At 30.6% G+C, this 21818-nt stretch carries 29 protein-coding genes and 1 pseudogene; 6 read left to right on the forward strand and 24 right to left on the reverse strand.

Annotation, left to right across the window (positions count from 1 at the left end):
* Positions 1 to 42: 42 nt before the first annotated feature.
* The 4 genes from JG554_RS12605 to JG554_RS12620 all read right to left on the reverse strand — a co-directional run bounded on the left by JG554_RS12605 (position 43) and on the right by JG554_RS12620 (position 1985).
* A complete protein-coding gene (locus tag JG554_RS12605; RefSeq protein WP_064209642.1) occupies positions 43 to 294 on the reverse strand; it encodes a GlsB/YeaQ/YmgE family stress response membrane protein in 252 nt (83 codons plus the stop codon).
* A 557-nt stretch (positions 295 to 851) separates the two neighbouring features.
* Entirely contained in the window at positions 852 to 1070 is a 219-nt protein-coding gene (gene elxI1, locus JG554_RS12610; protein WP_046207080.1) for an epilancin biosynthesis-related protein ElxI1, read from the reverse strand.
* A gap of 11 nt (positions 1071 to 1081) precedes the next feature.
* A complete protein-coding gene (locus JG554_RS12615; protein WP_064209643.1) occupies positions 1082 to 1357 on the reverse strand; it encodes a hypothetical protein in 276 nt (91 codons plus the stop codon).
* A 448-nt stretch (positions 1358 to 1805) separates the two neighbouring features.
* Entirely contained in the window at positions 1806 to 1985 is a 180-nt protein-coding gene (locus JG554_RS12620; RefSeq protein WP_070658181.1) for a hypothetical protein, read from the reverse strand.
* A 191-nt stretch (positions 1986 to 2176) separates the two neighbouring features.
* Here JG554_RS12620 and JG554_RS12625 point away from each other — a divergent pair, with 191 nt between their 5' ends.
* The 4 genes from JG554_RS12625 (at position 2177) to JG554_RS12640 (ending at position 3066) form a co-directional block, all read left to right on the forward strand.
* Entirely contained in the window at positions 2177 to 2377 is a 201-nt protein-coding gene (locus tag JG554_RS12625; RefSeq protein ID WP_046207083.1) for a hypothetical protein, read from the forward strand.
* Positions 2378 to 2441: 64 nt separating this feature from the next.
* Positions 2442 to 2648, forward strand: a complete 207-nt coding sequence (locus JG554_RS12630) for a hypothetical protein (RefSeq protein ID WP_107359915.1) — start codon at positions 2442 to 2444, stop codon at positions 2646 to 2648.
* A 21-nt stretch (positions 2649 to 2669) separates the two neighbouring features.
* A complete protein-coding gene (locus JG554_RS12635) occupies positions 2670 to 2810 on the forward strand; it encodes a hypothetical protein (RefSeq protein WP_157948043.1) in 141 nt (46 codons plus the stop codon).
* Positions 2811 to 2832: 22 nt separating this feature from the next.
* Complete coding sequence (locus JG554_RS12640) at positions 2833 to 3066, forward strand: hypothetical protein (protein ID WP_107359916.1); 234 nt, start codon at positions 2833 to 2835, stop codon at positions 3064 to 3066.
* Positions 3067 to 3352: 286 nt separating this feature from the next.
* On the opposite strand, the gene JG554_RS12645 is transcribed toward JG554_RS12640, so the two are convergent.
* The 9 genes and pseudogenes from JG554_RS12645 to JG554_RS12680 form a co-directional block, all read right to left on the reverse strand.
* Positions 3353 to 3502: a hypothetical protein gene (locus tag JG554_RS12645; protein ID WP_203265319.1), complete on the reverse strand. Its 150-nt coding sequence runs from the start codon at positions 3500 to 3502 to the stop codon at positions 3353 to 3355.
* A 23-nt stretch (positions 3503 to 3525) separates the two neighbouring features.
* Positions 3526 to 3828 carry a hypothetical protein gene (locus JG554_RS12650; protein ID WP_064209649.1) on the reverse strand — a complete coding sequence of 101 codons (303 nt, stop codon included), beginning with the start codon at positions 3826 to 3828 and terminating at the stop codon, positions 3526 to 3528.
* 411 nt (positions 3829 to 4239) lie between these two features.
* Positions 4240 to 4688, reverse strand: a pseudogene (locus JG554_RS12655) (GNAT family N-acetyltransferase).
* Between the two features lie 90 nt (positions 4689 to 4778).
* On the reverse strand, positions 4779 to 4901 hold the full coding sequence (locus JG554_RS13310) for a hypothetical protein (protein WP_259336415.1): 123 nt from the start codon (positions 4899 to 4901) through the stop codon (positions 4779 to 4781).
* Between the two features lie 241 nt (positions 4902 to 5142).
* Complete coding sequence (locus JG554_RS12660; RefSeq protein WP_107359919.1) at positions 5143 to 5754, reverse strand: stage II sporulation protein M; 612 nt, start codon at positions 5752 to 5754, stop codon at positions 5143 to 5145.
* Between the two features lie 114 nt (positions 5755 to 5868).
* Positions 5869 to 6009 (reverse strand): hypothetical protein, encoded by a 141-nt coding sequence (locus JG554_RS12665; RefSeq protein ID WP_019469856.1) that lies wholly within the window; start codon positions 6007 to 6009, stop codon positions 5869 to 5871.
* Complete coding sequence (locus JG554_RS12670) at positions 6006 to 6173, reverse strand: hypothetical protein (RefSeq protein ID WP_019469855.1); 168 nt, start codon at positions 6171 to 6173, stop codon at positions 6006 to 6008. The genes JG554_RS12665 and JG554_RS12670 overlap by 4 nt, the downstream gene beginning before the upstream one ends.
* Before the next feature lie 145 nt (positions 6174 to 6318).
* Positions 6319 to 6531, reverse strand: a complete 213-nt coding sequence (locus tag JG554_RS12675; RefSeq protein ID WP_238394775.1) for a hypothetical protein — start codon at positions 6529 to 6531, stop codon at positions 6319 to 6321.
* Positions 6532 to 6836: 305 nt separating this feature from the next.
* Entirely contained in the window at positions 6837 to 7382 is a 546-nt protein-coding gene (locus JG554_RS12680; RefSeq protein WP_107359921.1) for a hypothetical protein, read from the reverse strand.
* Positions 7383 to 7659: 277 nt separating this feature from the next.
* On the opposite strand from JG554_RS12680, the gene JG554_RS12685 reads away from it, so the two are divergent.
* Positions 7660 to 7875, forward strand: coding sequence for a hypothetical protein (locus JG554_RS12685; RefSeq protein ID WP_107359922.1), 216 nt, complete (start codon positions 7660 to 7662; stop codon positions 7873 to 7875).
* A 1977-nt stretch (positions 7876 to 9852) separates the two neighbouring features.
* Here the strand turns inward: JG554_RS12685 and rpsR are convergent.
* Genes rpsR through rpsF form a run of 3 tightly spaced genes read right to left on the reverse strand, consistent with a single transcriptional unit; the run spans position 9853 to position 10978 of the window.
* Positions 9853 to 10095 (reverse strand): 30S ribosomal protein S18, encoded by a 243-nt coding sequence (gene rpsR / locus JG554_RS12695; protein WP_042737618.1) that lies wholly within the window; start codon positions 10093 to 10095, stop codon positions 9853 to 9855.
* Between the two features lie 49 nt (positions 10096 to 10144).
* Positions 10145 to 10654 carry a single-stranded DNA-binding protein gene (gene ssb, locus JG554_RS12700; RefSeq protein ID WP_046207091.1) on the reverse strand — a complete coding sequence of 170 codons (510 nt, stop codon included), beginning with the start codon at positions 10652 to 10654 and terminating at the stop codon, positions 10145 to 10147.
* Positions 10655 to 10672: 18 nt separating this feature from the next.
* Entirely contained in the window at positions 10673 to 10978 is a 306-nt protein-coding gene (gene rpsF, locus JG554_RS12705; RefSeq protein WP_019469843.1) for a 30S ribosomal protein S6, read from the reverse strand.
* Between the two features lie 391 nt (positions 10979 to 11369).
* Here rpsF and JG554_RS12710 point away from each other — a divergent pair, with 391 nt between their 5' ends.
* Positions 11370 to 12167 carry a GH25 family lysozyme gene (locus JG554_RS12710; RefSeq protein WP_064209658.1) on the forward strand — a complete coding sequence of 266 codons (798 nt, stop codon included), beginning with the start codon at positions 11370 to 11372 and terminating at the stop codon, positions 12165 to 12167.
* A 286-nt stretch (positions 12168 to 12453) separates the two neighbouring features.
* Here the strand turns inward: JG554_RS12710 and ychF are convergent, their stop codons facing one another.
* From ychF to JG554_RS12750, 8 genes are all read right to left on the reverse strand, one after another.
* Positions 12454 to 13551 (reverse strand): redox-regulated ATPase YchF, encoded by a 1098-nt coding sequence (gene ychF, locus JG554_RS12715; protein ID WP_046207093.1) that lies wholly within the window; start codon positions 13549 to 13551, stop codon positions 12454 to 12456.
* A gap of 13 nt (positions 13552 to 13564) precedes the next feature.
* Complete coding sequence (locus tag JG554_RS12720; protein WP_046207094.1) at positions 13565 to 13768, reverse strand: DUF951 domain-containing protein; 204 nt, start codon at positions 13766 to 13768, stop codon at positions 13565 to 13567.
* Positions 13769 to 13788: 20 nt separating this feature from the next.
* On the reverse strand, positions 13789 to 14673 hold the full coding sequence (locus JG554_RS12725) for a mechanosensitive ion channel family protein (protein WP_046207095.1): 885 nt from the start codon (positions 14671 to 14673) through the stop codon (positions 13789 to 13791).
* Between the two features lie 408 nt (positions 14674 to 15081).
* Positions 15082 to 15450 (reverse strand): Na-translocating system protein MpsC family protein, encoded by a 369-nt coding sequence (locus JG554_RS12730; protein ID WP_046207547.1) that lies wholly within the window; start codon positions 15448 to 15450, stop codon positions 15082 to 15084.
* A 169-nt stretch (positions 15451 to 15619) separates the two neighbouring features.
* Positions 15620 to 18226: a DUF2309 domain-containing protein gene (locus JG554_RS12735; protein ID WP_070657293.1), complete on the reverse strand. Its 2607-nt coding sequence runs from the start codon at positions 18224 to 18226 to the stop codon at positions 15620 to 15622.
* A gap of 1 nt (position 18227) precedes the next feature.
* A complete protein-coding gene (locus JG554_RS12740) occupies positions 18228 to 19748 on the reverse strand; it encodes an NADH dehydrogenase subunit 5 (protein ID WP_203265320.1) in 1521 nt (506 codons plus the stop codon).
* A gap of 428 nt (positions 19749 to 20176) precedes the next feature.
* Positions 20177 to 20803 carry an ABC-2 transporter permease gene (locus JG554_RS12745; RefSeq protein ID WP_046207098.1) on the reverse strand — a complete coding sequence of 209 codons (627 nt, stop codon included), beginning with the start codon at positions 20801 to 20803 and terminating at the stop codon, positions 20177 to 20179.
* Positions 20800 to 21645 carry an ABC transporter ATP-binding protein gene (locus JG554_RS12750; protein WP_203265321.1) on the reverse strand — a complete coding sequence of 282 codons (846 nt, stop codon included), beginning with the start codon at positions 21643 to 21645 and terminating at the stop codon, positions 20800 to 20802. The genes JG554_RS12745 and JG554_RS12750 overlap by 4 nt, the downstream gene beginning before the upstream one ends.
* Positions 21646 to 21818 lie beyond the last annotated feature (173 nt).

The following is a 21818-nucleotide window of genomic DNA, read 5'->3' on the forward strand; positions in this document are numbered from 1 at the left end:
ATAAAAATTTTTTCTAACTTTTTGTAAGTCGATTTATCTTAATTATTTTTTTCTTAGCGCACTAATAATAAGTGAAGCGATAAATATAAATACAATTGAGCCAATCAATGCAGGGAAAATTGGTACGCCGCCCCATACTGGGCCCCAAGTACCAAGCAATCTACTACCAATCGCAGAACCAATTAGACCAGCAACAATATTACCAATGATACCTCCTGGAATATCTTTACCTACGATAGCACCTGCAATCCAGCCGATAAGGCCACCTACAATGATCATTATTATAAAACTCATATGCATAAACTCCTTTTTATTTGTATATTTTTAAACACATGAATATTACGATAATCAACATGAAAATACAATACCACAATTACTTTATTTACGTAAATGGTAATCAATGTTTTTAAATACAAAAAGACCCCTAATAAAAGGGGCCTTATAACGGGAGTTATGAATCTTCTGCATGCCCAAGGGCACACAGAAAACCCATCTCCTCATTTTCGCACACCCGTGGGCATGCAAAACTAATTATAAAACTACGTGACAGTAATGTAAATCTTAAATTTGTAACATGTGCTTGATTTCATCTTATAATTTTATTTTTTCATTTAATGCAATAAGGGATTATAACTATAATGATAGACAGCTATAGTATAAACTTATCTATATGTATCATTGAATTTGATAGCTTTCAAAACATTGATTTGATGCAGTTTTTTATTTCAAAGCCCTATACTTTTTACCTAAATATAGCGCTAGAAAGAGATCGATTTATAAAAAGATGGCCAATATCTTCAAAATCATTTCAAGTCTTCTTTTCAAATAACACATAAATATGATGTATGACTTTATTCATTATTATGTTTTTCTTTGATCATTTCAGAAGGTACTGCAAATACAAATAGTAAAATAAATAATATCAATGCTAAATGAGGAATATCTTCAAGAAAATACCATCTTAAATTCCAATCAAACATCATATTCGCATATTTAACAATATACTTACTAAACAATAAAATAACGCATATCCATACTAAAACATCTAAAATTTTAGTGATAAGTTTCATGTATAGCCCCCTTATAAGTTATAAAAAATAAACGCTATAATTACAATAAAGAGAAAATCAAAAATGATTTTCTTGATATTTTTTTCCATAACGTGTGGTATCGCACCTATGATTAAACTTAGTATAATAAGTATACCAGACCCGTTAACAACATAGTCCAGAAATTTCCATTCAAAGATCAAAGCTAGAATCAATGAGGCAAATACTAAGATCAAAGCTACTATGCCAAAAGTGTTTGCTATCACTTCTATTGTCTTATATTTTTTCTTATTATTTTCATGATTCATAAAATGCCTCCCAAATGCAATATGAACATTCATTTTAAAATACTTAAGATTAGTATTTATGTTTTTTAAATTTCTGTGAGTGGACTATAAAGGTAGAAAACACTTTAGTTAAGCCTTTTAACGGTTACTTTTCTTTGAAATTTCAATACTTTTATAAAGCAAAAAGCCTGCATTTAAAACAGTTATTATTGCAAAAATCACGGTAAGAAAAACATTAAGATGATTGAATGTACCAAAAGCAAATAATAATACTAAAATTATATTCATAAAATTAGCAATAATAAAACTCATATCCATATTATTCCTCAAATTTCTCACTCCTGTTGAACTAATACTTTTAGAAAAATATTTCACCCGTATTTACATAAATTTATATCTTGAGTTAATTTATTAATAATGTGCTGAATTATCCAAATGTCTCTATATTTCTTTAATACACTATCTGCACTTAGTAATTATCTTCTCTTTTAGCTCTTAATGCCTTAATCATGTAATAGATATTTACTGTAGCCGCAATTAAAGCACCAACGCCAACTGTAATAGAATTATTGTAAAATGAATAAACAGCAAATATAAGCGCACCTACAAATATAATAAATGAAACAATTATCTCAATATTATTCCACATATAAATACCCCTTTTTGTTATAATATTATTTCAATGCTAACATACTTTTTATAAAGTATATGTTGCATCCATCAAAAAAGTAAAAATTTTAAATTCATATATATATGATTTAAGCAATATGACACTTAAATACATCAAAGTTATACGAATAAACGGCAACACACCCAAAGCATTCTAGGAGTTGACATAATTTGAATAGATTAATTGATGATATGGGTTTTTGGTATGAAGGACATACACTATCTTATCCTTTAATATTTGCAGATTGCACAGTTACATATAGCATTATGGAATTAAAAGTACTTTTAGAATATTATCAAAAAGATTCATGGTGGAAAAATTATACTATTGCACTCATGGATTTCGAGTCAAAATACAATAATGCTGGGTAGTTCATTACAAATTTTTGAATCTAAATTTTAAAAATAGAGAATCAATATCTAAGGGGCGAAGAAAGTGAATAAGAGAATAGCTATACACCATACAATTAATATCATTTTAATGATAACACTCATAATTTTTAATTATACAAACATTAGTGGATTTACCACTTCATTAATATTAGCAGTACTCTTTATGGGTAATGCAATTTTATTAATACGGGCTAGTACGAAAAAAATAGAAAAAGATGGCGTTACGATAGATGATTATAACAAGAAGTAATATAACTTTACGAGGAGTGTTATGATGCAATTTGGCAAATATAAAATTGATGAATTTTACCTAATTGTGATTGGCGGATTTTTAATAACATCTATTTTTGTACCATTCATGCTCATTTCAGTGGTGTTAATGGTTATTTTAGGATTAGAAAAAGAAACATAGTATATAAAAGGAGATTGGTATAATGGAATTCAATAATTGGACAGTTACAATTAATGGCAAAGGATCATATAATATAGTCAGAGACGAAGATACACTAGTTATTTTAGAAAACTATCAACACGTTGCCCTATATTTAAAATTGGAAAATGATGCTATAAAAGTTAAATCACTAAGTTATGGAAATGATGTATCGTTTAATGTTGATACAAGAGAAATCATTGTAAATGTTATAAATTTATTAGATGATGACAATTAATCTAAATCATCACTACGCAAACTTCAACAATAATGAAATTATAGAAAGTTCACTTAAAAAACTTAAAACACTGTTAAATAGCTTTTATAAGCAATTTAATATGATTTATTATGCATATCCTTACCTTTATTATCAAAGTTATGCCTTTTTCCTTAATATTACGTATGTTTTATATCAAACTTTATTAAATAAATTTATTTATACCTTTTTATTATTAATCAAGGAATCAAAGTGTAAACAATAGTAACTAGAACCACCACAACAAGAATTATAACATTTGTTATTCCTACCTTTTAAGTTTTTCTTGATATTCATTATCAGACATTTCATTTTTCTTTTTACTCAAAATATAATAAAAAGTAAAAATAGAATAACCAATAAAAATCACGAGTGAAATCACAACTAAAATTAAAAATATAATTTTTAGTATATCCATTTTATTCATCTCCTAATAATAATTTATCCATCTTTCAAATTGATTATCTGTTTTTTTAGTTCAATCATAGTATTGTACTTTTCATTAGGTTCCACTTCAGACAATAATACATCTAGTGACCTATCATATATGCTCTTAGCTTTAGTTTCGTCTTCTTGAGCCATCGTACTATATAAATATCCAATTTCTTCAACTAAATTTGCACTTTTATTTAAATAGATAAGTTTTTCTTTATTAGCATCATGATCAATTAAACCATCTCTAATACCGTATTTAATTGCATAATAAAGTAAAATAGCAGATAGAATTATGTATACAAAAACCAAATAAACACAGCCTTTCAATTTTCAAATTTATGTGTTTCATTACTCATTAATTTTTATTGTTTTTCTTATTTAAATAAATGGCTAAAAATGCAATTCCGATGCAAAACCACATTCCCAATATTGAAAACCAAATTGTCATCGTAAATTCAGTCCTTCTTCTTAGTTTTATTATCTTTCTTGTAATAAATCTTATTCAAAAAAAGTGATATCTGCTAAATAGCTACCTCCAATAACATCTACAATAAATGATGCGTTAGTTGCAAACACCTTTCTAAGAAATTTCATATAAAAGTCCTAATAAATATTGTTTTAAATATGATTTCATACTAACATACCCTAGATTAAATTTATATTGTGTAAAAATAGTCTGTATTTCAATTGTAAAGTTATGAGATCTTCCTAAAAGTCACATTATAATTCCTTTATAAAACGAATCATATCTCTACACAATATTCCATTTTCATAAATTTTTTCATTATAATTTCTATCATAAAACCCTACATCTATATTACGCATTCTAAAACCCATTTTTTGATAAAATATAATTTGCTCAATACTAGAATTACCTGTTCCAACCTCGATATTTTTGTAACCATTCTTCTTGGCATATTCAAAAGCATTTGCTAACAACTTTTTACCAATCCCCATTTTCTGTTTAGATTCTAGTACTGCTATGTTAACTAATTCAATTTTATCTTTATTAATTTTTTGTAATACATAGCACCCTAAAACTTCATTATTTTCTTTATATACAAAGCATTCTCCTTTTTTAAATAATTTAAAATTAAATTTTTTGATGGGTCTGCCAGCAAAAGAAGTTCAATCGGTGCTTCACCTACAGATTTCAACTTTTCAATCATAATGATCACTCTTTCAAAACGTTATTTTTTGTGCTTTTTAAATATAATACGAAAACACCCATCAGAAATTATACTGATGGGTGGAAATAGCTAATTTTCTTTTTTTGAATTTTCTTTAAATCTTTTTTTAATATCCTCAATCAAGGAGCCACTACCTGCAAAGTTAGAAAATGTATTCATTACAAATGTTAATATTTTTCCAATTATGTCCATACAGCATTCCCCTTTACTATATAGATACCTTATTTCCCCATAAAATAATCACACATTTAGTATGAATATTACTTTATTTTTTAAGTGAACATTATCTTCTATTTTGTTGCTTCTAAGATATTGCTAATTAATTTCATGTATCTCTGTTCTATTGCTTTTATATACAAAATTTATTAACTCTCAAACTCTACGAATTTTTAGATACAACCCCTTATCAATATTTCTGCTAAAGGTGAGTTATTTATATAACTGAAAGAAGAGAATATAAAATTTTTCTTAAATATTCTTCACAAATTGCTGCTAATACTATTACTGGTATCACTACAAATATATAGATTTTAACTGTATTATAAAGTGATTTTATTATTGATGTTCTTTCACCATTCTTTTTAAATAGCTCTCTGATTTTACTTCGAATTGATTTATTTAGTTGAAACAATACACTTGCAAATATACAGAAACCTAAAATTTCTAGTGTAGTATGAGGAAATACAGATATGATATTGGCTATAGCTTTATAAAAATCAATTTTTAATAAAATACCAATCACAATACCTGGCAATACAGAACTATATATCAAATTAAAGAAATATAAAAATTGAATAGGTATTAGTGAAAGCAGGAACATTTGTAGTGGAACTATAAAACCATTATTTACGATATATATAATAACTGCACCTAGTCCTGAAGATTGTTTAACAGAACGAGATATATCGTTATCTATACCTTTAATCATTGCTTCCACATTCATATCGATACTATATGTAATTACAATTGTTAAGATCATTATACTCAGACTAAATAAAAATATTTTTAAAGTTCTAATAATAAAACCTTTATCAATAACAAACATAGACTTCTCCTTGCATTTTGTGTAGTTCACAACCAAACACAAACTAACATATTAGAAATATGAACAACCTACAGCAGCACGTATTGATGTTTAGAATTGTATTATACATATAACTCATTTCTTTTTTTCATCCATAAAATACAATGACAGTAAAGCAAAGAAAGCACTAACAATCCATAATCCAGAAATATAAAATAAAATAGCTGTTAACCCAGAGAAAGTAATCTTTAAAATTTTCAAATCTTTTTTCTTCATAATTTTCCACCTTTTTTTAAACCTTCTCCTACAAAAACAGATCCTACAAACCCTATTAACCCATTAATCAAAGATGGCCAAAAATTCATATCTCCCATATAAAAGGAAACTAAAAAAATTAATCCTCCAGTCACTATACAAATTATCCATTGACTTAATTTCATAGACTAAAATACTCCCTTCTAGAAACCTTTATTTCAGTTTATTTAATCTTATTCAGAATATAAATATAAAAAATAGGTCAAGTACATAGATGTTTATCCTACATACCACTCCTCATATCAAAAGTATTGGGTTACATACTTCTATTCATAAACCTTTACGTTTAATTTGTCTGTATACAAAGATGATTGCAACCATTAAAGTTATGCTATCAAGTACCTTTATAAAAATTGAGCCAAACTCTAAAATTTCAATTTTAAAAATTGCACCTATTATAGGTAAGAAAATATTAAAACCTATTAATACTAATAAAATTGCTAATATTACTTGTTGTGATTTAGGCAATACAAACACCTTCATTTCTTATTATATAAAAGCTAAATATTAATATTAGAGAAACCCACTCCACAAATCTATGGAGTAGGCTAAATATTTATTTAAATTGCCTTAGTGTAAAGAAATATTAAACAGAAGTATTTTCATTACTTTTTATTATTAGAGTTAGAAGAAAATAAAAATGCACCAAAAAATAATAATGGGAATATGGCAAATAAACGTATGTTAAAAGAATTATCATCAAAAATAATTGGCAAAGAAATATAAATTATAAATGTTATTACTAAAAATATTAGATAAATTTTTTTATTATTACTCATATGTAAAACCTACAAAACAATTGCTATAAATGCTCTAGCAACAACATATGCAAATTGTTTATTAAAACCAAAGTTATTAGTTAACCCATTCGCTATGCCATCTGCTAAGTTGCCTTCAAAACCTGTTAAAATATCACAAAATTTATTGATACTTTGATAATGGAACATAACGAGTTTAGTACCAGTTGTATTTTCTATTTTCTTTACCAATTTATTCCATGCCTTTTCACCGACTTTATTTACAGTAGCTCTAATTGCTTGAGCTCCTGCTTTTGCAGTCATTGTAGCTTTTCCTCTTTCAGCTACACCATCTCTATAATTTTTCACTTGGCCTTTTATCCTGTCAGCAACTGCCGGATCTTTAAAATCACTTTTACTATTATCAATCTCTTTTAATAGTGCATCACCAATCGCTTTTCTTTGATTCATTTCTTTATCTATTTCACTTCTAGTTTCAGCATTCGCCTTACCAGAATCAATAGTAAAATATACAGGACCAGATAAAATCGCAGTAGCTACACTAGCAGTTAATATTTTTTTAATTTGCTTATTCAATGTTAAATCTCCTTTTATATAATAATTCTCCCAAATTACTATATAAATAACATCCCCAAAATAAGTTTAACAAAATTAAAGTTCATTTCAATTAAGGTAGTGTAAAAATTAATTTTTTGTTGTGTATGAACGATAGCTCCTCAACATCTATAAACCTCTAACACTACATCCATTAAACGGTAATAATACAATATCATCCCAAGAACTAACGTTCATTTTTTACATTGTTAACAATTAGTTGTTTCCATGCTATTCTTATACAAAAAGGTGATTAATAATGAGCTTACCTGTTGCGATAATATTAGGAATCATCATTATACCTATTTACGCTTATTTTTGGGCATCCATATATCGTTGGGAAAATAATAGAAGAGTAAGACGTAACAATTTTAAACCTATGACTAAAAAGTTATTCTATTGGAATTTATTAGTACATGGTATTTTTGCTGCAATTTTCGTTATTATTGCAATCTACTTAAGTTATTTTAATTAAGTTACTTTAAAACCATATTATTAATTAAACAAGATGTTTCTATAAATACTAACTTTTTGGAATGATCTTTTGATAAACTTGAGCTATTACATTTTTTGATATTGGCAATTATTATTTTTTTTACTAATGCAATCGGACTTTTTGTATTTTGGTTATCTAGTCTTATTCTAATAATAGACAGATGCTCCATTTTAGTGCATTAACTCGTAAATTAACAAAATGCTAGAAAAGTTTTGTTGACCTCTTCAATTTTATGGATTGTAAAATTAAAAGATCAAACAAAAATTCAATAAATCGTACTCATTACTTACTTACATAAAGGAGCATCATTGTGGATATACTTATAGGAATCATAATCAAAATAATAGATATAATTGTAGCTATAGTAAGCTTATTTGAACAGGAAACATCAAAGTTATTGAGTAAGATGTTTAGACGTAAAAATAAAAAAGAAGATGAGATAAAAGAATAGGAACAATAACTGTGTCCTTTCATACGTTCATAAAGTATATTAATACCTATTACGTTTACAAAGGGGTATCGCTGTGGAGTATATTATAGGTATAGTAATTAAAGTAATAAATTTCATATTAAGTACAATGCTCGATGGTTACTTGTGTTTTAAAGAGTTCATTAAAGAGAGAAAAAAAAATAAGGATTAACCATTTACTACGTGTCTTTTCACACTAACGTCCTATTTTATGGTTGCGAGATACATAATGAAATTTTAATTAAATAGCGTTGAAAGGGGAGTAGGTAATGAACAAACCATTGTATATACATCACATAATTAATCTTGTCCTATTGATACTCCTGTTAATATTAGATTATTTCAATACTATTAATTTGACTGTGGCAATATTACTTATCCTTTTAATTTTAATAAATTCTACTTTATTACTAATTGTTTCCAGAAAAAAGAAGATAAGATGATACACAAAAATTCTAAAACGTTCAAATCAGAAGACTTATCATCTTTACCTATAATTATATTTTTTATCATTTTATCAATTCATAATATATTAACTAAAGATAGTATAATCTTTTTGAGCTTTTCAATACTCAGTTTAATTGTTTTTATACTTATTCTAATATTAGAAATCAAATCATATTTAAAACGCAGAAGAAATGATAAGGAAAGTAAATAAAGGGAGGGATATTATGAAAATAGGTAAATGCAAATACGATTACAACTATTTAATTATGTCCATACCACTTTTATTAGTATCTATATTTGTACCAGCAGTTTTTGTAGTATTTGTAATTTGCTTAATATACGGATTTGAGAAGCGTAAATAGGAGGAATATTATTAGATTCGGTAAATATAAAGTAGATGAAACGTACTTTGTTTTCGCAATGACATTTCTAGTATTATCTATTACCATAATGCCTTTATTTTGGGTTATTAGTATATCTTTTTTAGCATTTAGCTTTAAGAAAGAGAAGTAGTAAATAACAAGGAGGAATTAAAGGATGCAGTTTAATAATTGGAATGTCACTATAAATGGAAAAGGTTCACATGATGTCGTTGTTAATGACGATACATTACTAATTTTACAAGGATTTCAACGCGTTGAAATAGCGTTGAAATAGCGTTGAAAATAAAAAATGATTTCATGCAAATAAAATCTTTAGGCTACAGCGAAGATGTAAGTATCAACCCTGTTACAAAAGAGATAACTGTTAATGTCGCTAATTTATTGGAAGATGACGAATAGTTCTGAAAAAATGAACAAGTCAAAGTTTGATTTATTAAATGACAAATGATTTTCTTCATGGGTAAATCGTCTCCCTTTATTATTTTTATATGTAGAGATAACAAATGAATCTACTACAAGAATTATATTATTAATTGGTTTGTTTTTAATTATGTATTTTGGAAGTTAGAATTTTCACATCCTGCCTTTTTCGATCCAAACGCACAAAAAAATAACCCCGTAGGTATATGCCTACGGGGTTTGCAGATACAATATCTATTATTGTTCTTCTTTAACATATGGTAATAATGCCATATGACGTGCACGTTTAATAGCTAAAGTCAACATACGTTGATATTTAGCTGAAGTACCTGTTACACGACGTGGTAAAATTTTACCGCGTTCTGAGATAAAACGTTTTAATAATTCTGTATCTTTATAGTCGATGTGTGTAATTCCGTTTGCTGTGAAATAACAAACTTTTTTACGACGACGTCCGCCTCTTCTTGGTCCACCTGCCATGGTAACTGCCTCCTTTTAAAATTTTTTTAGTTTTATACGTTCATTATAATTAGAATGGTAAATCATCATCACTAATATCAATAGGGCCGTTTGCATTTGCAAATGGGTTATCTGATTGATTATTGTTTGATGGATTATTGTTGTTATTGTTTTGATAAGAAGACGTATTTTGTCCGGATTGTTGTCCACCAAAATTTTGGAAATTATTATTTCCTTCTTGAGCATGACGCTGATTTTGGTTTTTAGGTTCAAGGAATTGAACGCTATCACAGACAACTTCAGTTACAAATATACGACGACCTTCTTGGTTTTCGTAGCTACGTGATTGAATGCGACCGTCAACGCCAGCTAGACTACCTTTGAATAAGTAGTTATTTACATTTTCTGCTTGTTTTCTAAAAACAACGCAGTTAATAAAATCAGCTTCGCGTTCCCCTTGCGCATTTGTAAACGTACGATTTACTGCTAGAGTAAAAGTCGCAACACTCACGCCTGAGGGTGTTGTTCTATATTCTGGATCTTTCGTTAAACGACCGACTAAAACAACTCTATTTATCATTTAAACGACCCCCATTTATTATTTTCTTGTCTTATCTTCGTCTTCACGAATTACGATATAACGGATGATATCGTCTGTGATTTTAGCTAAACGTTGGAATTCGTCAGTCGCTTCATTGTCTTCAGTTTGGATACGTACGATGTTGTAGTAACCTTCACTGAAATCATTAATTTCATAAGCTAAACGACGTTTGCCCCAATCTTTAGTTTCTAAAACCTCTGATCCGTGAGAAGCTAAGATACCGTTGAAACGTTCAACAACAGCTTTTTTAGCATCTTCTTCAATGTTCGGACGAACGATGTACATAACTTCATATGTTCTCATTTTATAATTGCACCTCCTTGTGGTCTATGCGGCTCACCATCTTTGTGGTAAGCAAGGAATAATTTTCATTACTCACAATCAAGAATTATAGCACAGAGCTTTACATTTTACAATGATTATCAGACGTTCAAAATGACATTTTTATCTCATGTTTCATATGAAACATTTCATTACCTCAGCATCCTACAACTTGCAAATTCACTCGACATTCAATCTAACTCATAAAATATTATATTCCTTTTTAAATGATTATAAATAAATTTAAAAGTTATTTCAGATAAACTTGATAAATCATTTTAATTCTAATAGCATATCATATACGTTCTTGATTTATATCATTAAAATCAAAGGACATGTTTACATAATTCAAAATTAATCAAAGGAGATTTATATGACTTCAGTTATTAAAAAAGGATTGCTGTCCATGAGTGTCCTATTTGCAACTACAATAACATTTAATACTGTACATGCAACTGAAAATACAGCAAGCGAAAAAGGAACCATGGGATATGGCTATCAAAAGTATATTGAAAAACACCCTGAAGAAAAAAATAATGAAACTCAAGAAAGTGCCTTTCGTTCAAACCCCAATACAACCGCTACTGGTGAAAGGGTCTTAGACATTTCCGAATGGCAAGGTAAGCTTTCAGCACAACAAGTCAAAGATTTAAAAGCAAATTATGATTTCATTATTATTCGTGCACAATATGGTTCTGAAAAAGTCGATGCAACATTAGAACATAACTCAAATTTATTAGATAAGTATAACTTGGACTTTGGCGTTTATTCTTATAGTATGTACGAAAATCCCGATGATGCCAGATATGAAGCGCAAACTTTATACAATCGTGCACCTAAAGCCAGTTTTTATATCAATGATTTTGAAGAAAATACTGTGACATCGGGTACCGCTGATGAAAGTACAACTGCCTGGTATGACAAAATGCGTAGCCTTGCTGGAGATAAAAAAATCTTATTTTATTCATATGAAAACTTTATGAAAGAACATGCTTCAGAATCAGTGGGACAATATGATGGTTATTGGCTCGCTAACTATAACCAAGAGCAACCAACACAAGAACATGTGTTATGGCAATATACAGATAGCTATGCTTCACCTGAATTAAACCAAAATGTCGACGCAAATTATACGGGACCTGGTGTAGACACATCATGGTTTACATCTTAAGTTTTTCATCGCAGCATTCATAATGCTATTTTGATAAGTAAAACTTAGTACAACTAATGTCATGTCACTTTTACCTTTAACCAATATTCGTATCAACGTTTGTATTTATTCATACATCAAGGATTAAGAAGTATATATAGTTAAAATTTTAACCTACTACTAGTTAAGTTGAATGAAAGTGTGTCTATGAACAAAAAGAACATTCAAGACTCCCGGCATACTTACTTTCCAAATTTATGAAAAAAGCTTACGTGTTACCATATTAAGTAACACGTAAGCTTTTATTTTATACATTAAATCTAAAGTGAACGATGTCTCCATCTTTCATAATGTATTCTTTACCTTCTAATCTTTGTTTTCCAGCTTCTTTAGCACCATTTTCACCATTAAATTCTACATAATCATCGTAGCTCGTTACTTCTGCACGTATGAAACCACGTTCAAAGTCAGTATGAATAATCCCTGCACATTGCGGTGCTGTCATACCTTTTATGAATGTCCAAGCACGTACTTCTTGTACACCTGCTGTAAAGTATGTTGCCAAACCTAATAAGTCATAAGTTGTGCGAATTAAACGATCTAAACCGGGCTCTTCAATGCCTAAATCTTCTAAGAACATTGCTCTATCATCATCATCCAATGTAGCAATTTCTTCTTCAATCTTAGCACTGATAACAATGACTTCTGAGCTTTCTTTTTCAGCATATTCACGAATAGCTTGAACTTTTTCATTATCTTCATCGCCAATTTCGTCTTCTCCGACATTAGCAATATATAACATTTCTTTAGATGTTAATAATTGTGCTTGGTTTACATATTTTTGGTCTTCTTCCGTAAAATCTAAACTTCTTACTGGATTACCTTCTTCTAAAGCTTCTTTAATTCTTGATAAAATGCGAACTTCGTTAACAGCATCCTTATCTTTTTGTCTTGCCATTTTTTCTAATTTTGGTAGACGTTTCTCAACTGATTCCAAATCTGCCAATACAAGTTCCATATTGATAACTTCAATATCATCAATAGGATTAACGCGACCAGAAACATGTGTCACATTATCATCATCAAACGCACGTACGACTTGGCAAATTGCATCAACTTCACGAATGTGAGATAGGAATTTATTTCCTAACCCTTCACCTTTTGAAGCTCCTTTAACAATCCCTGCAATATCAGTGAATTCAAAAGTTGTTGGGATTGTTTTCTTTGGTTGTACCATATCTGTCAATACATCTAATCTACTATCTGGAACTTCGACAATCCCCACGTTAGGATCAATCGTTGCGAATGGGTAATTCGCTGCGAGCGCACCCGCTTTAGTAATTGCATTGAAAAGTGTTGACTTCCCTACGTTTGGAAGCCCAACGATACCTGCTGTTAGAGCCATTTATTCATTCTCCTTATTTTTCAGTATCTTGATGAGATACTAATATTTTTTTCATTTTTTTATTAAACGTTTGTCGTGGAATCATAATGCTTCTTTGACAATTTTCACATTTTATTCGGATATCTGCGCCTACACGAATGATTTTAAAGCGATTCGTACCACAGGCGTGTTGCTTTTTCATCTCTACAATGTCATTTAAACCGTAATTTGATGTCATTCTGTCACTCCTCCGAATATTTAAGCGTTATTTTGTTGATTAGGGTCATATTGTAACATCATCGGCTTAGGTGTTTTAATCTCTTTTTGCTTAAACAATTTCAATATCTCTTTTCTTAAAATACGTGCTCCGGAAGCACCCTCACCTGGTATTGTTTCAGCAGACACACTCAATACAATTTCATCTCGACTGATTGAATTGATACCAACGACTTGTGGTGTAGAGATAAACAAATAATAATTTGTTTGTATAGATTGAAAATAGTCTGTGAGTACATTTTCTACTTGATCAATATCTTCCTCTACCGAAACTGGTATTTCGACAATTGCTTCACCATTGGTCACTGAATAATTTGTAATCTCACCCATACTGCCGTTTGGTAATGTCGTTAATTCACCTGTAATTGTATTTATTTTTGTCGATCTTAAACCTATGACTTTAACTGTACCTTCTGCAACAGTTGTACCACCGTTATTTATTTTAACATAATCTCCTACATCAAATTGATTTTCGAATATAATGAAGAAACCAGTGATAATATCTTTAACAACGGTTTGTGCACCAAAACCAACTGCTAAACCAACAACCCCAGCACTTGCGATAATACCTTCAACACTGATACCAAACTTGCTTAAAATGGTTGTTAACACTATAAACCATACCACATACGATACGATGTTTTGAACTAATGATATTAATGTTGCTGAACGTTTTTTATTCGCTTTTTTGCCTTTATTTTGTATTTTGAAAAATTGCTCTATTCCTTTATTAATAAAACGCAATACTATCCACGCTACAATGATATATATCACAATCATAATGAGATTTGAAAGTAGCGTTTGATATGTTTCCGGTTTAGTTAAAGGTTCTATTAAGGAATACATAATACTTTTTATTTGATCCAATCATATTTCCTCCCTTAGTCAAAGACTCTTCTCATTTTATTATAATTATTTAAACTGTTAAACACATCCAACTTCCGACTAAATTTTAAATTTGTAAAACAATTACACAGATCATTTGAAGTATATATTTGATTTCATTTACATAGAAAGCATACTACAACTTATAGGATAATAATCAGAAACCATCATACTATCATTACTCTCTTTATACTATCAATTTTTAAATATAGTTTATATAATTTTCATGTTTAATTAAATTTAAATTATGTAATTTAAAAAAGACAAAAGAAAAAGAACCATAATTTAAAATTATGATTCTCTATTTCTCAGTAAGTCATATTACTATAAATACACCTTGAAATAAAGGATTTTTCAGTTTTTAGTCATCACTTTCATCAATCATTTTCTTTATTCGGCTATTTTTTTCTCAAGATTATCGTATAGTTTAAATATCATAACACGTTCACCTGTTTTAGAACTCAAATCAGTATGAAAGCCTTTGACTGCTTCACCAGTAACTGAAAAAACAATTTCATCAAGTGCCTCTATACCAGATTCTACAAGCTTAGATCTGGTGCGTTTAATTGTTAATAATCCTTCATGTGTCTCACAAACTTTATATTCAGCTTGTGTTAACACACCCTGCAAACTAACAATAATCATATCACGCAAAATATCAGTTTTCACAGACAGTGAACCACGACCAAGGAAGTCTTTTTCCCATTGTGTAATTGCTTTGCTGATTTCAGACTCATAGGTACCTTTAGTTGTTTTCATGTCGAATGCATCTCCCATAGAATCAAAATTAATTGTCGTATTATTTAATAATGCTAACATTATCATTTTTATATACTTTTCTCCATAGTTATGTGCAATTACCCAGAAAATAATATAACTATCGCTTACTTCTTCTGTCCTTTAAGAAATCAGAAAAACGTTTTTTAAGTTAATCAACTGACCAATGTTGCCAATCACCAAATTCATCAATACTTGCCAATTTAAGCCAACCATTGTGCACCTTTTGATAAAAATCGTGTTGCTCATTTAATAGCTGTTTAATATAAGCATTGGGCGCATGCACGACGATGAGTAGTCTAATCGGAGAATGATACATTTTATTGTCTGCCGACATTACAGATTGCCAAGGTAGACCCGTCAACAAATCGCTCGCATTACCTTGCATAACGCCTATACCTGCCGTAATAGTCTGCGTTGTTTTACTACCGCTACCATAATAATGAGGTGCAACAGTTGAGGCATAATACTGTAGATTAATCCATTGTGCCACGGTGGCTGGACCACTAATGATATTCGCTAAAAGGCTCCCATCATCATCTTGTTTCCAATCATAATTGTGTAAAAAGGCACGCCCTTTTAAGTCGCTATTTTTTGTTAAATCACGTGAACCTATAATAAATGAAGCGTTTCTCGCTAAGCCCCATTCTGGTCTAATCTCGCTCCAATCATTTGTTAAGCGATGCACTTCTTTGATTGGGTCTTGTTTTAAGATGTGATTGTCTGGTAATGCTTTCAATCGTTGTTCATTTGCGCGATAAGTAATGTCAGGCATTGCGGCTTGAATTTGATTTAAAGCATTTTGTCCAGCTTTTGACATTGTTGGTACGTATATCCATTTTAATTCATCTGTAGATGTTTGGTGCTCCGCTGCCGCAAAGATAGTGTCTTCTGGAATGACAATACCTCGCTCATTTAATGCCGTTCTAACTTCAGTCGAGTTACAAAGCTGTGCTAATACCTTCGCGTTAAAACCACTGGCTGCACCACCACATGCACCACAATCAAGTGAAGAAGCATAAGGATTATTCGCACTTTGACTGCCGTGTCCACACAATACGATTAATGGGGCAAACTCTAATTCCAAACCCATTAAACGCAACGCTTGTTGGACATAGTCCACTTTTTCTTCATTTGTAAAACCAACTGGTATACCTTCTTCATTAATATTGCAATGATCTAATGATAACGTTGTATCATTCGGTTTTTGTAACCAACCATCATAAAATTTTCGTATCAATTTACCGATAGGTCTCGGTGCGAAACTTCTTGAAAACATTTGAAGCGTTAACCAAGGTCCACTTAGTTCTGGTAAAAGTAAGCTCGGTAAAGCATTTTGTTTCATCTTTTTAAATGTATACGTTATCGATTTGAGTATGTGTTGATGCTGGCGAAAAGATGTAGGTTCTTGCTCATGCGTGTATTCTTTAATTTTATGTTGCGGTTGATTCATCACAGGTAAAGATGGGTGACTGTAGGATTGTCCCAGCTCTTCTTTGACAATGGGAAGTCCAAAAAACCCAGCAACACCGATTGTCTCAAATGCACCAGCCGCTTCTATTTGTCGACGAAAAGGTTCCGAGCGTACATCTATACAAAATGCCATTTGTACTTGTGGCTTTTGGCTTTCTTGCTCATTATCTTGGTTTGTGGTCACGGTCGCTTCTAATTGATGCTCATATGTTGCTTCCCAAGCCGTTAATAAAATTTGTCTGCGACCATGTTTTTCAAATTGTAATGCAAAATTTATATAAGCATTTTTTTCGGATTCAGATAATTGTTGCCATTGTTCACTGGTAAATATTCCAATATCAAGCCAATGCTCTGCTAATTCATCGTATTCATATGTTATTGAATTTTCTGGTAAATTCACGGGTAAATATGGCTCAACAATTGCCCATTCTATACCAAGACGAATAGCTAAATATGACAATAACATTTGATCATCATTAGACGTTTGTTCATCTTGCCATAGCATCATACCAGCCCATCCAGGTAACGATAGCAAATGATTTTCCAAATATGTTTGATACTGTGCTTCAGCAATGTCTAACTTTTGTAGGACCATATGAATGAGCGCTTCAGCTTGACTTGGCAGTGTTTTCAACCGTGCGCGTTGTTGCTTGGTCAATGCTGGATCATGTTGTGCCAAACGTTGCCATGCAAAGAATAGACCTTTTTCTCTGTTAGGCATCGTCCATCCGGATTGTGCATCATCTAAATATAATTTGCACCATTTAATAACGTGATAATCTACAATATCTATCAATCGTCTACCATCTTTATCCATAAGATAGGTGCTCACTAATGGCACTGTATGAGTTTCATCATCTAAATTTATTGTTTCATTGTGTTGATTCACTTGTTTTTTGTTTTCAGAATAACGCGTTACGTCTACAATATTAGACAAATCTAACATTGCTCTAGCATATCTTTCAGCAAATTGTCTATCTATCGAGAACATCGATTGATTTAGCCATGTTTGTAACTTAAATTCAATCATATCTTTATCAATTTCATCACGTTGATATGCTTGTTCAAACATATGCATTGTAGGATAGATATCTACGTCACGGACATTTGTTAACCATTGCGCCACATCTTGAAATTCATTCTGTTCTAAATTTGACCAAGGGTTTCTTGCGGCAAACACAGAAATAGGTGATAAAGGAACGATAACTCGGCTCGCTTTAGCAATTATTTGATCGATATTATCTTTATGTTGACTTTGGTTTGTCACTGCTTTATGTTTCCCCATTTTAGTGTCCTCCTTTTGACAAATAAGATTTTAAATAATTAGGATGACGTTCAACCGTTTCAATTTTTGCATCTCCTAAACGAACTATCCACATATACAAAATTGAAAATACGACAGAAGATCGGTGACGTGCTACCCACGTACTAATTAAGCTACCGAGCAATAAAATGAATGCTACGGCAATAACGATAAAAGCGGGTGGCTGCACGCTATGAATTGTCAAAGTATGTAATGCATCTGAAAAATAATGATGTACCACAAAATAAACTGCACCAACAACAATGAGTATCGACATACCCATGACACGCCCGAAATTACCTTCACCAAAAGCTACCAACTGTGTCCACGAGACAGATAAGGACCATGCTAAGATGAGACCACTTACCAGACGATAACTTTCTTCTGGTGCACTCAACCAAAAACCTAATCCAATTAGAAACGCTAAAATACGACCACTGACTATCCATACATAAGACATTCTTTCATTTGCACGACTCGGGACACTAAAATGACGCACTGCCGACCCAGAACGTAGAAACAAAGTCGCTTTAAATAAGCCATGTAAAATCAAGTGAATGATCGCAGGAATATATGCACCTAATGCACATTGAATTTGCATGAAGCCCATTTGGCCTATTGTAGAACCGACCAATAATCTTTTATAATCCACATGGACTAAACTAATACCTGCACCGAGTAATACTGAAATACTTGCGAAAATTAATAAAACAATAGATGCGATATCGCCGCTAAAGATACCTGAAAATCTGGTTAACATAATACCACCAGCATTAACGATACCAGCATGCATAATCGCAGAAACCGGTGTAGGTGCTGCTACAGATTCAATTAACCAACGTTGAAACGGCCATTGTGCCGCTGGAATCATAACAGCTAGTACAATGAGTAAATTAATGCCAAATTGTGCCAAACCACTAATCATGGATAGATGTGCTTCATTTAAGGCTACAGAATAATGCCATTCACCTGTCGATAATCCAATCCACAAAACAGCACTGATTAACGCAACCCAACTTAACAAGAATAATTTTCCTGTAACTTTTGCTGCCTCACGTGTAACTTTCCAGGCACTTGTTAAACTGATTAAAATCGTAAGTCCTAATAGTGTACATCCCCAACTGATTACCATCATTCTCATATCCGCAGTTAACCAAGCAAATGATGCAAAGGTAGTCGTGAAAGTAAATAAAGTGAAGTATTTTTTATAGCTCTTATCACCAGCTAGATAACGAATACAGTAACGTTGGATAATCACACCAATAACGAGGACAAAACCAACCATGAGCCAAGATAATACGTCAGAACGCCATATACCTACCTCTATATTTTTCTGTGACAATATAAGACCTAAGCTAGCTACAATTGCTGGCAATGCTACAATATAAATATGTATTCGAGCATATTTAGGCGGTACTTTTTTTATTAAGAAAAAGAGACTACTTAAAATTGAAATAGTTAAAGTTAGAAATAATAATGTTAGAAAAATATGCGCGTCAATCATGATCAATCACCTTACCTTCTGTAATACGACATTTAAATTTATAATAGTAATACAACACTTGATTTAAAATTACATTTTCCACGAAAAAAAGCCGACAATTAATAATAAATCCATACTGACTTATTATCATTGTCGGCTTCATTACAACGCACTTATGACGAGTGTTTTGCTTTGCTACCTATTATATATATTCATTTATTTGAGAATTTGCTTATTCTACATTTTATGCAGTAAGACGTACAATTCCTTATATTCACCACTATTTATTCACTTTTTCAATTTGCCAATACTTTTATTAACAACTTGCTAAAGCTTTAATTATGTAGAAAAACATAGAAAAGTATGCCTAAATTTTTAACTTTTAATATTAATAAGATATAACGATTATTCGTGTTTGTCAAGATAGACAATAGGTTAAGCCGTGTTGTTTATAACTCTTTATACTTAAATGCTTGTTTCGAAGCAATAAATGAAAGCGCCATAACAATTAAGCCAATCACTGCAAAAATACCACCGTACCACAAGTTTTTACTTATTTCTTCTATAAGATTACCTGTCCCAGATAATATGGCCATACCTACAAAATAGTAAATAAAGAATAAAATGACTACGATAATGGATACAATCATAAATATGACATTTGATTTTTCTGCCCCCATTTTAAAAGTAAATGGGAAAATAAGCGAATACAACGCGATAAATCCTGTACCAAGTAACGCTGAATTCACACCACTTACTATACTCCCCGCAACAATTGCATTAATCACAAGTGATACCACCATACCTGTTAATGCTAATAAGCTATAAAATGCAAAATGACTACTCACATAAGTGTTTCTGCTATAGGGTAATGTAGAAACAAAATACATCCACTTTGAGTCTTTTTCATTTTTTAAATTATCTGTTGCTGGTGATACTAAAAATATCATAGGCATGAAACTAGCCATTATTGGATTTGTAAAAGAGAAAAACAAACAAATTGGAATACTTAACAATAAATATATGTAAATTGATTTTTGATTTGTAAAATAATAACTCATTAAGTAACCTTTCATGCTAATTCTCCTCTCATTAATATTTTTGTGGCATCATCAATATTTTTTAATGGCTGTGCTAAATCTATATCTTTGTTTTGATTTACAAGTGCTTTTCCTGTACCTTTATGTATGCGATACGCAACAACATTACTGTGATTAACATCGAATTCTCCTTCTTCAAATGAAACAATGCCATAATCATTTAATAATGTATCTTTGTGCTCTTGTAATAAAACACGCCCATTTTTCATAAATACTAATTTATCTGCAAGCGTCTCAATATCTTCCGAAATATGAGATGAAATTAAAATACCATTACCTTTATCAACAAAATCTTCAAGTATTTCTAACACTTCCTCACGTCCAGAAACATCCATTCCTGCCGTAGCCTCGTCTAAAATTAAAAGTTTACTATCATGAGATAGTGCAATAGATATTGAGATTTTCATGCTCATACCACGGGAAAAAGTTTTAATCTGACGTTCTTTCGGTAATTCAAAATTCTCCAGCATTTCAAAAAAATGCTGTTCATCCCATGTGCGATAAATATTAGAAAATACTTTACTAATTTGTTTTGCATTAAGTTTATTAGGCAGTCGAAGATCATCAAATACAACGCCTAGATGTTCTTTATACGCATAATCATCACGAGAAATTGGCGTATCAAAAAATTGAATGTCTCCAGCATCTGCAAATCTATTTCCCACCAATGTATTAATCAACGTAGATTTACCAGAACCGTTTTTCCCAACAAGCCCTACCACTGTATTGGGTTCAATCGATAGATTAATCTGATTTAAATTAAAATCTGAATCAACGTAAGTCTTGTTTAAATTTTGTACATTGAGCAAATACTCCATAATAATCCCCCTTTTTTGATAAAAGCTTAACCTTTTACATGAAATCACTTTCTAAATTAACATAATACACCTAGTCAATTCACACAATACATTTCCTTAAAATATTTATTTTTATTATTTTTAATTAAATATATATCTAAATGCACAATCACTGGAAACATTAACTGATAATT

Origin of the sequence: Staphylococcus sp. 11-B-312 (assembly GCF_016743055.1) — a bacterium.
In the GTDB taxonomy this organism is placed as follows: Bacteria; Bacillota; Bacilli; order Staphylococcales; family Staphylococcaceae; genus Staphylococcus; species Staphylococcus ureilyticus.

What these genes read in the sequence shown, in the direction of transcription:
- JG554_RS12605 (WP_064209642.1), bottom strand. Translation starts at nt 294, where the DNA reads ATGAGTTTTATAATAATGATCATTGTAGGTGGCCTTATCGGCTGGATT.
- elxI1 (WP_046207080.1), bottom strand. Translation starts at nt 1,070, where the DNA reads ATGAAACTTATCACTAAAATTTTAGATGTTTTAGTATGGATATGCGTT.
- JG554_RS12615 (WP_064209643.1), bottom strand. Translation starts at nt 1,357, where the DNA reads ATGAATCATGAAAATAATAAGAAAAAATATAAGACAATAGAAGTGATA.
- JG554_RS12620 (WP_070658181.1), bottom strand. Translation starts at nt 1,985, where the DNA reads ATGTGGAATAATATTGAGATAATTGTTTCATTTATTATATTTGTAGGT.
- JG554_RS12635 (WP_157948043.1), top strand. Translation starts at nt 2,670, where the DNA reads ATGATGCAATTTGGCAAATATAAAATTGATGAATTTTACCTAATTGTG.
- JG554_RS12640 (WP_107359916.1), top strand. Translation starts at nt 2,833, where the DNA reads ATGGAATTCAATAATTGGACAGTTACAATTAATGGCAAAGGATCATAT.
- JG554_RS12645 (WP_203265319.1), bottom strand. Translation starts at nt 3,502, where the DNA reads ATGGATATACTAAAAATTATATTTTTAATTTTAGTTGTGATTTCACTC.
- JG554_RS13310 (WP_259336415.1), bottom strand. Translation starts at nt 4,901, where the DNA reads ATGGACATAATTGGAAAAATATTAACATTTGTAATGAATACATTTTCT.
- JG554_RS12660 (WP_107359919.1), bottom strand. Translation starts at nt 5,754, where the DNA reads ATGTTTGTTATTGATAAAGGTTTTATTATTAGAACTTTAAAAATATTT.
- JG554_RS12665 (WP_019469856.1), bottom strand. Translation starts at nt 6,009, where the DNA reads ATGAAGAAAAAAGATTTGAAAATTTTAAAGATTACTTTCTCTGGGTTA.
- JG554_RS12670 (WP_019469855.1), bottom strand. Translation starts at nt 6,173, where the DNA reads ATGAAATTAAGTCAATGGATAATTTGTATAGTGACTGGAGGATTAATT.
- JG554_RS12675 (WP_238394775.1), bottom strand. Translation starts at nt 6,531, where the DNA reads ATGAAGGTGTTTGTATTGCCTAAATCACAACAAGTAATATTAGCAATT.
- JG554_RS12685 (WP_107359922.1), top strand. Translation starts at nt 7,660, where the DNA reads ATGAGCTTACCTGTTGCGATAATATTAGGAATCATCATTATACCTATT.
- rpsR (WP_042737618.1), bottom strand. Translation starts at nt 10,095, where the DNA reads ATGGCAGGTGGACCAAGAAGAGGCGGACGTCGTCGTAAAAAAGTTTGT.
- ssb (WP_046207091.1), bottom strand. Translation starts at nt 10,654, where the DNA reads ATGATAAATAGAGTTGTTTTAGTCGGTCGTTTAACGAAAGATCCAGAA.
- rpsF (WP_019469843.1), bottom strand. Translation starts at nt 10,978, where the DNA reads ATGAGAACATATGAAGTTATGTACATCGTTCGTCCGAACATTGAAGAA.
- JG554_RS12710 (WP_064209658.1), top strand. Translation starts at nt 11,370, where the DNA reads ATGACTTCAGTTATTAAAAAAGGATTGCTGTCCATGAGTGTCCTATTT.
- ychF (WP_046207093.1), bottom strand. Translation starts at nt 13,551, where the DNA reads ATGGCTCTAACAGCAGGTATCGTTGGGCTTCCAAACGTAGGGAAGTCA.
- JG554_RS12720 (WP_046207094.1), bottom strand. Translation starts at nt 13,768, where the DNA reads ATGACATCAAATTACGGTTTAAATGACATTGTAGAGATGAAAAAGCAA.
- JG554_RS12730 (WP_046207547.1), bottom strand. Translation starts at nt 15,450, where the DNA reads ATGAAAACAACTAAAGGTACCTATGAGTCTGAAATCAGCAAAGCAATT.
- JG554_RS12735 (WP_070657293.1), bottom strand. Translation starts at nt 18,226, where the DNA reads ATGGGGAAACATAAAGCAGTGACAAACCAAAGTCAACATAAAGATAAT.
- JG554_RS12740 (WP_203265320.1), bottom strand. Translation starts at nt 19,748, where the DNA reads ATGATTGACGCGCATATTTTTCTAACATTATTATTTCTAACTTTAACT.
- JG554_RS12745 (WP_046207098.1), bottom strand. Translation starts at nt 20,803, where the DNA reads ATGAAAGGTTACTTAATGAGTTATTATTTTACAAATCAAAAATCAATT.
- JG554_RS12750 (WP_203265321.1), bottom strand. Translation starts at nt 21,645, where the DNA reads ATGGAGTATTTGCTCAATGTACAAAATTTAAACAAGACTTACGTTGAT.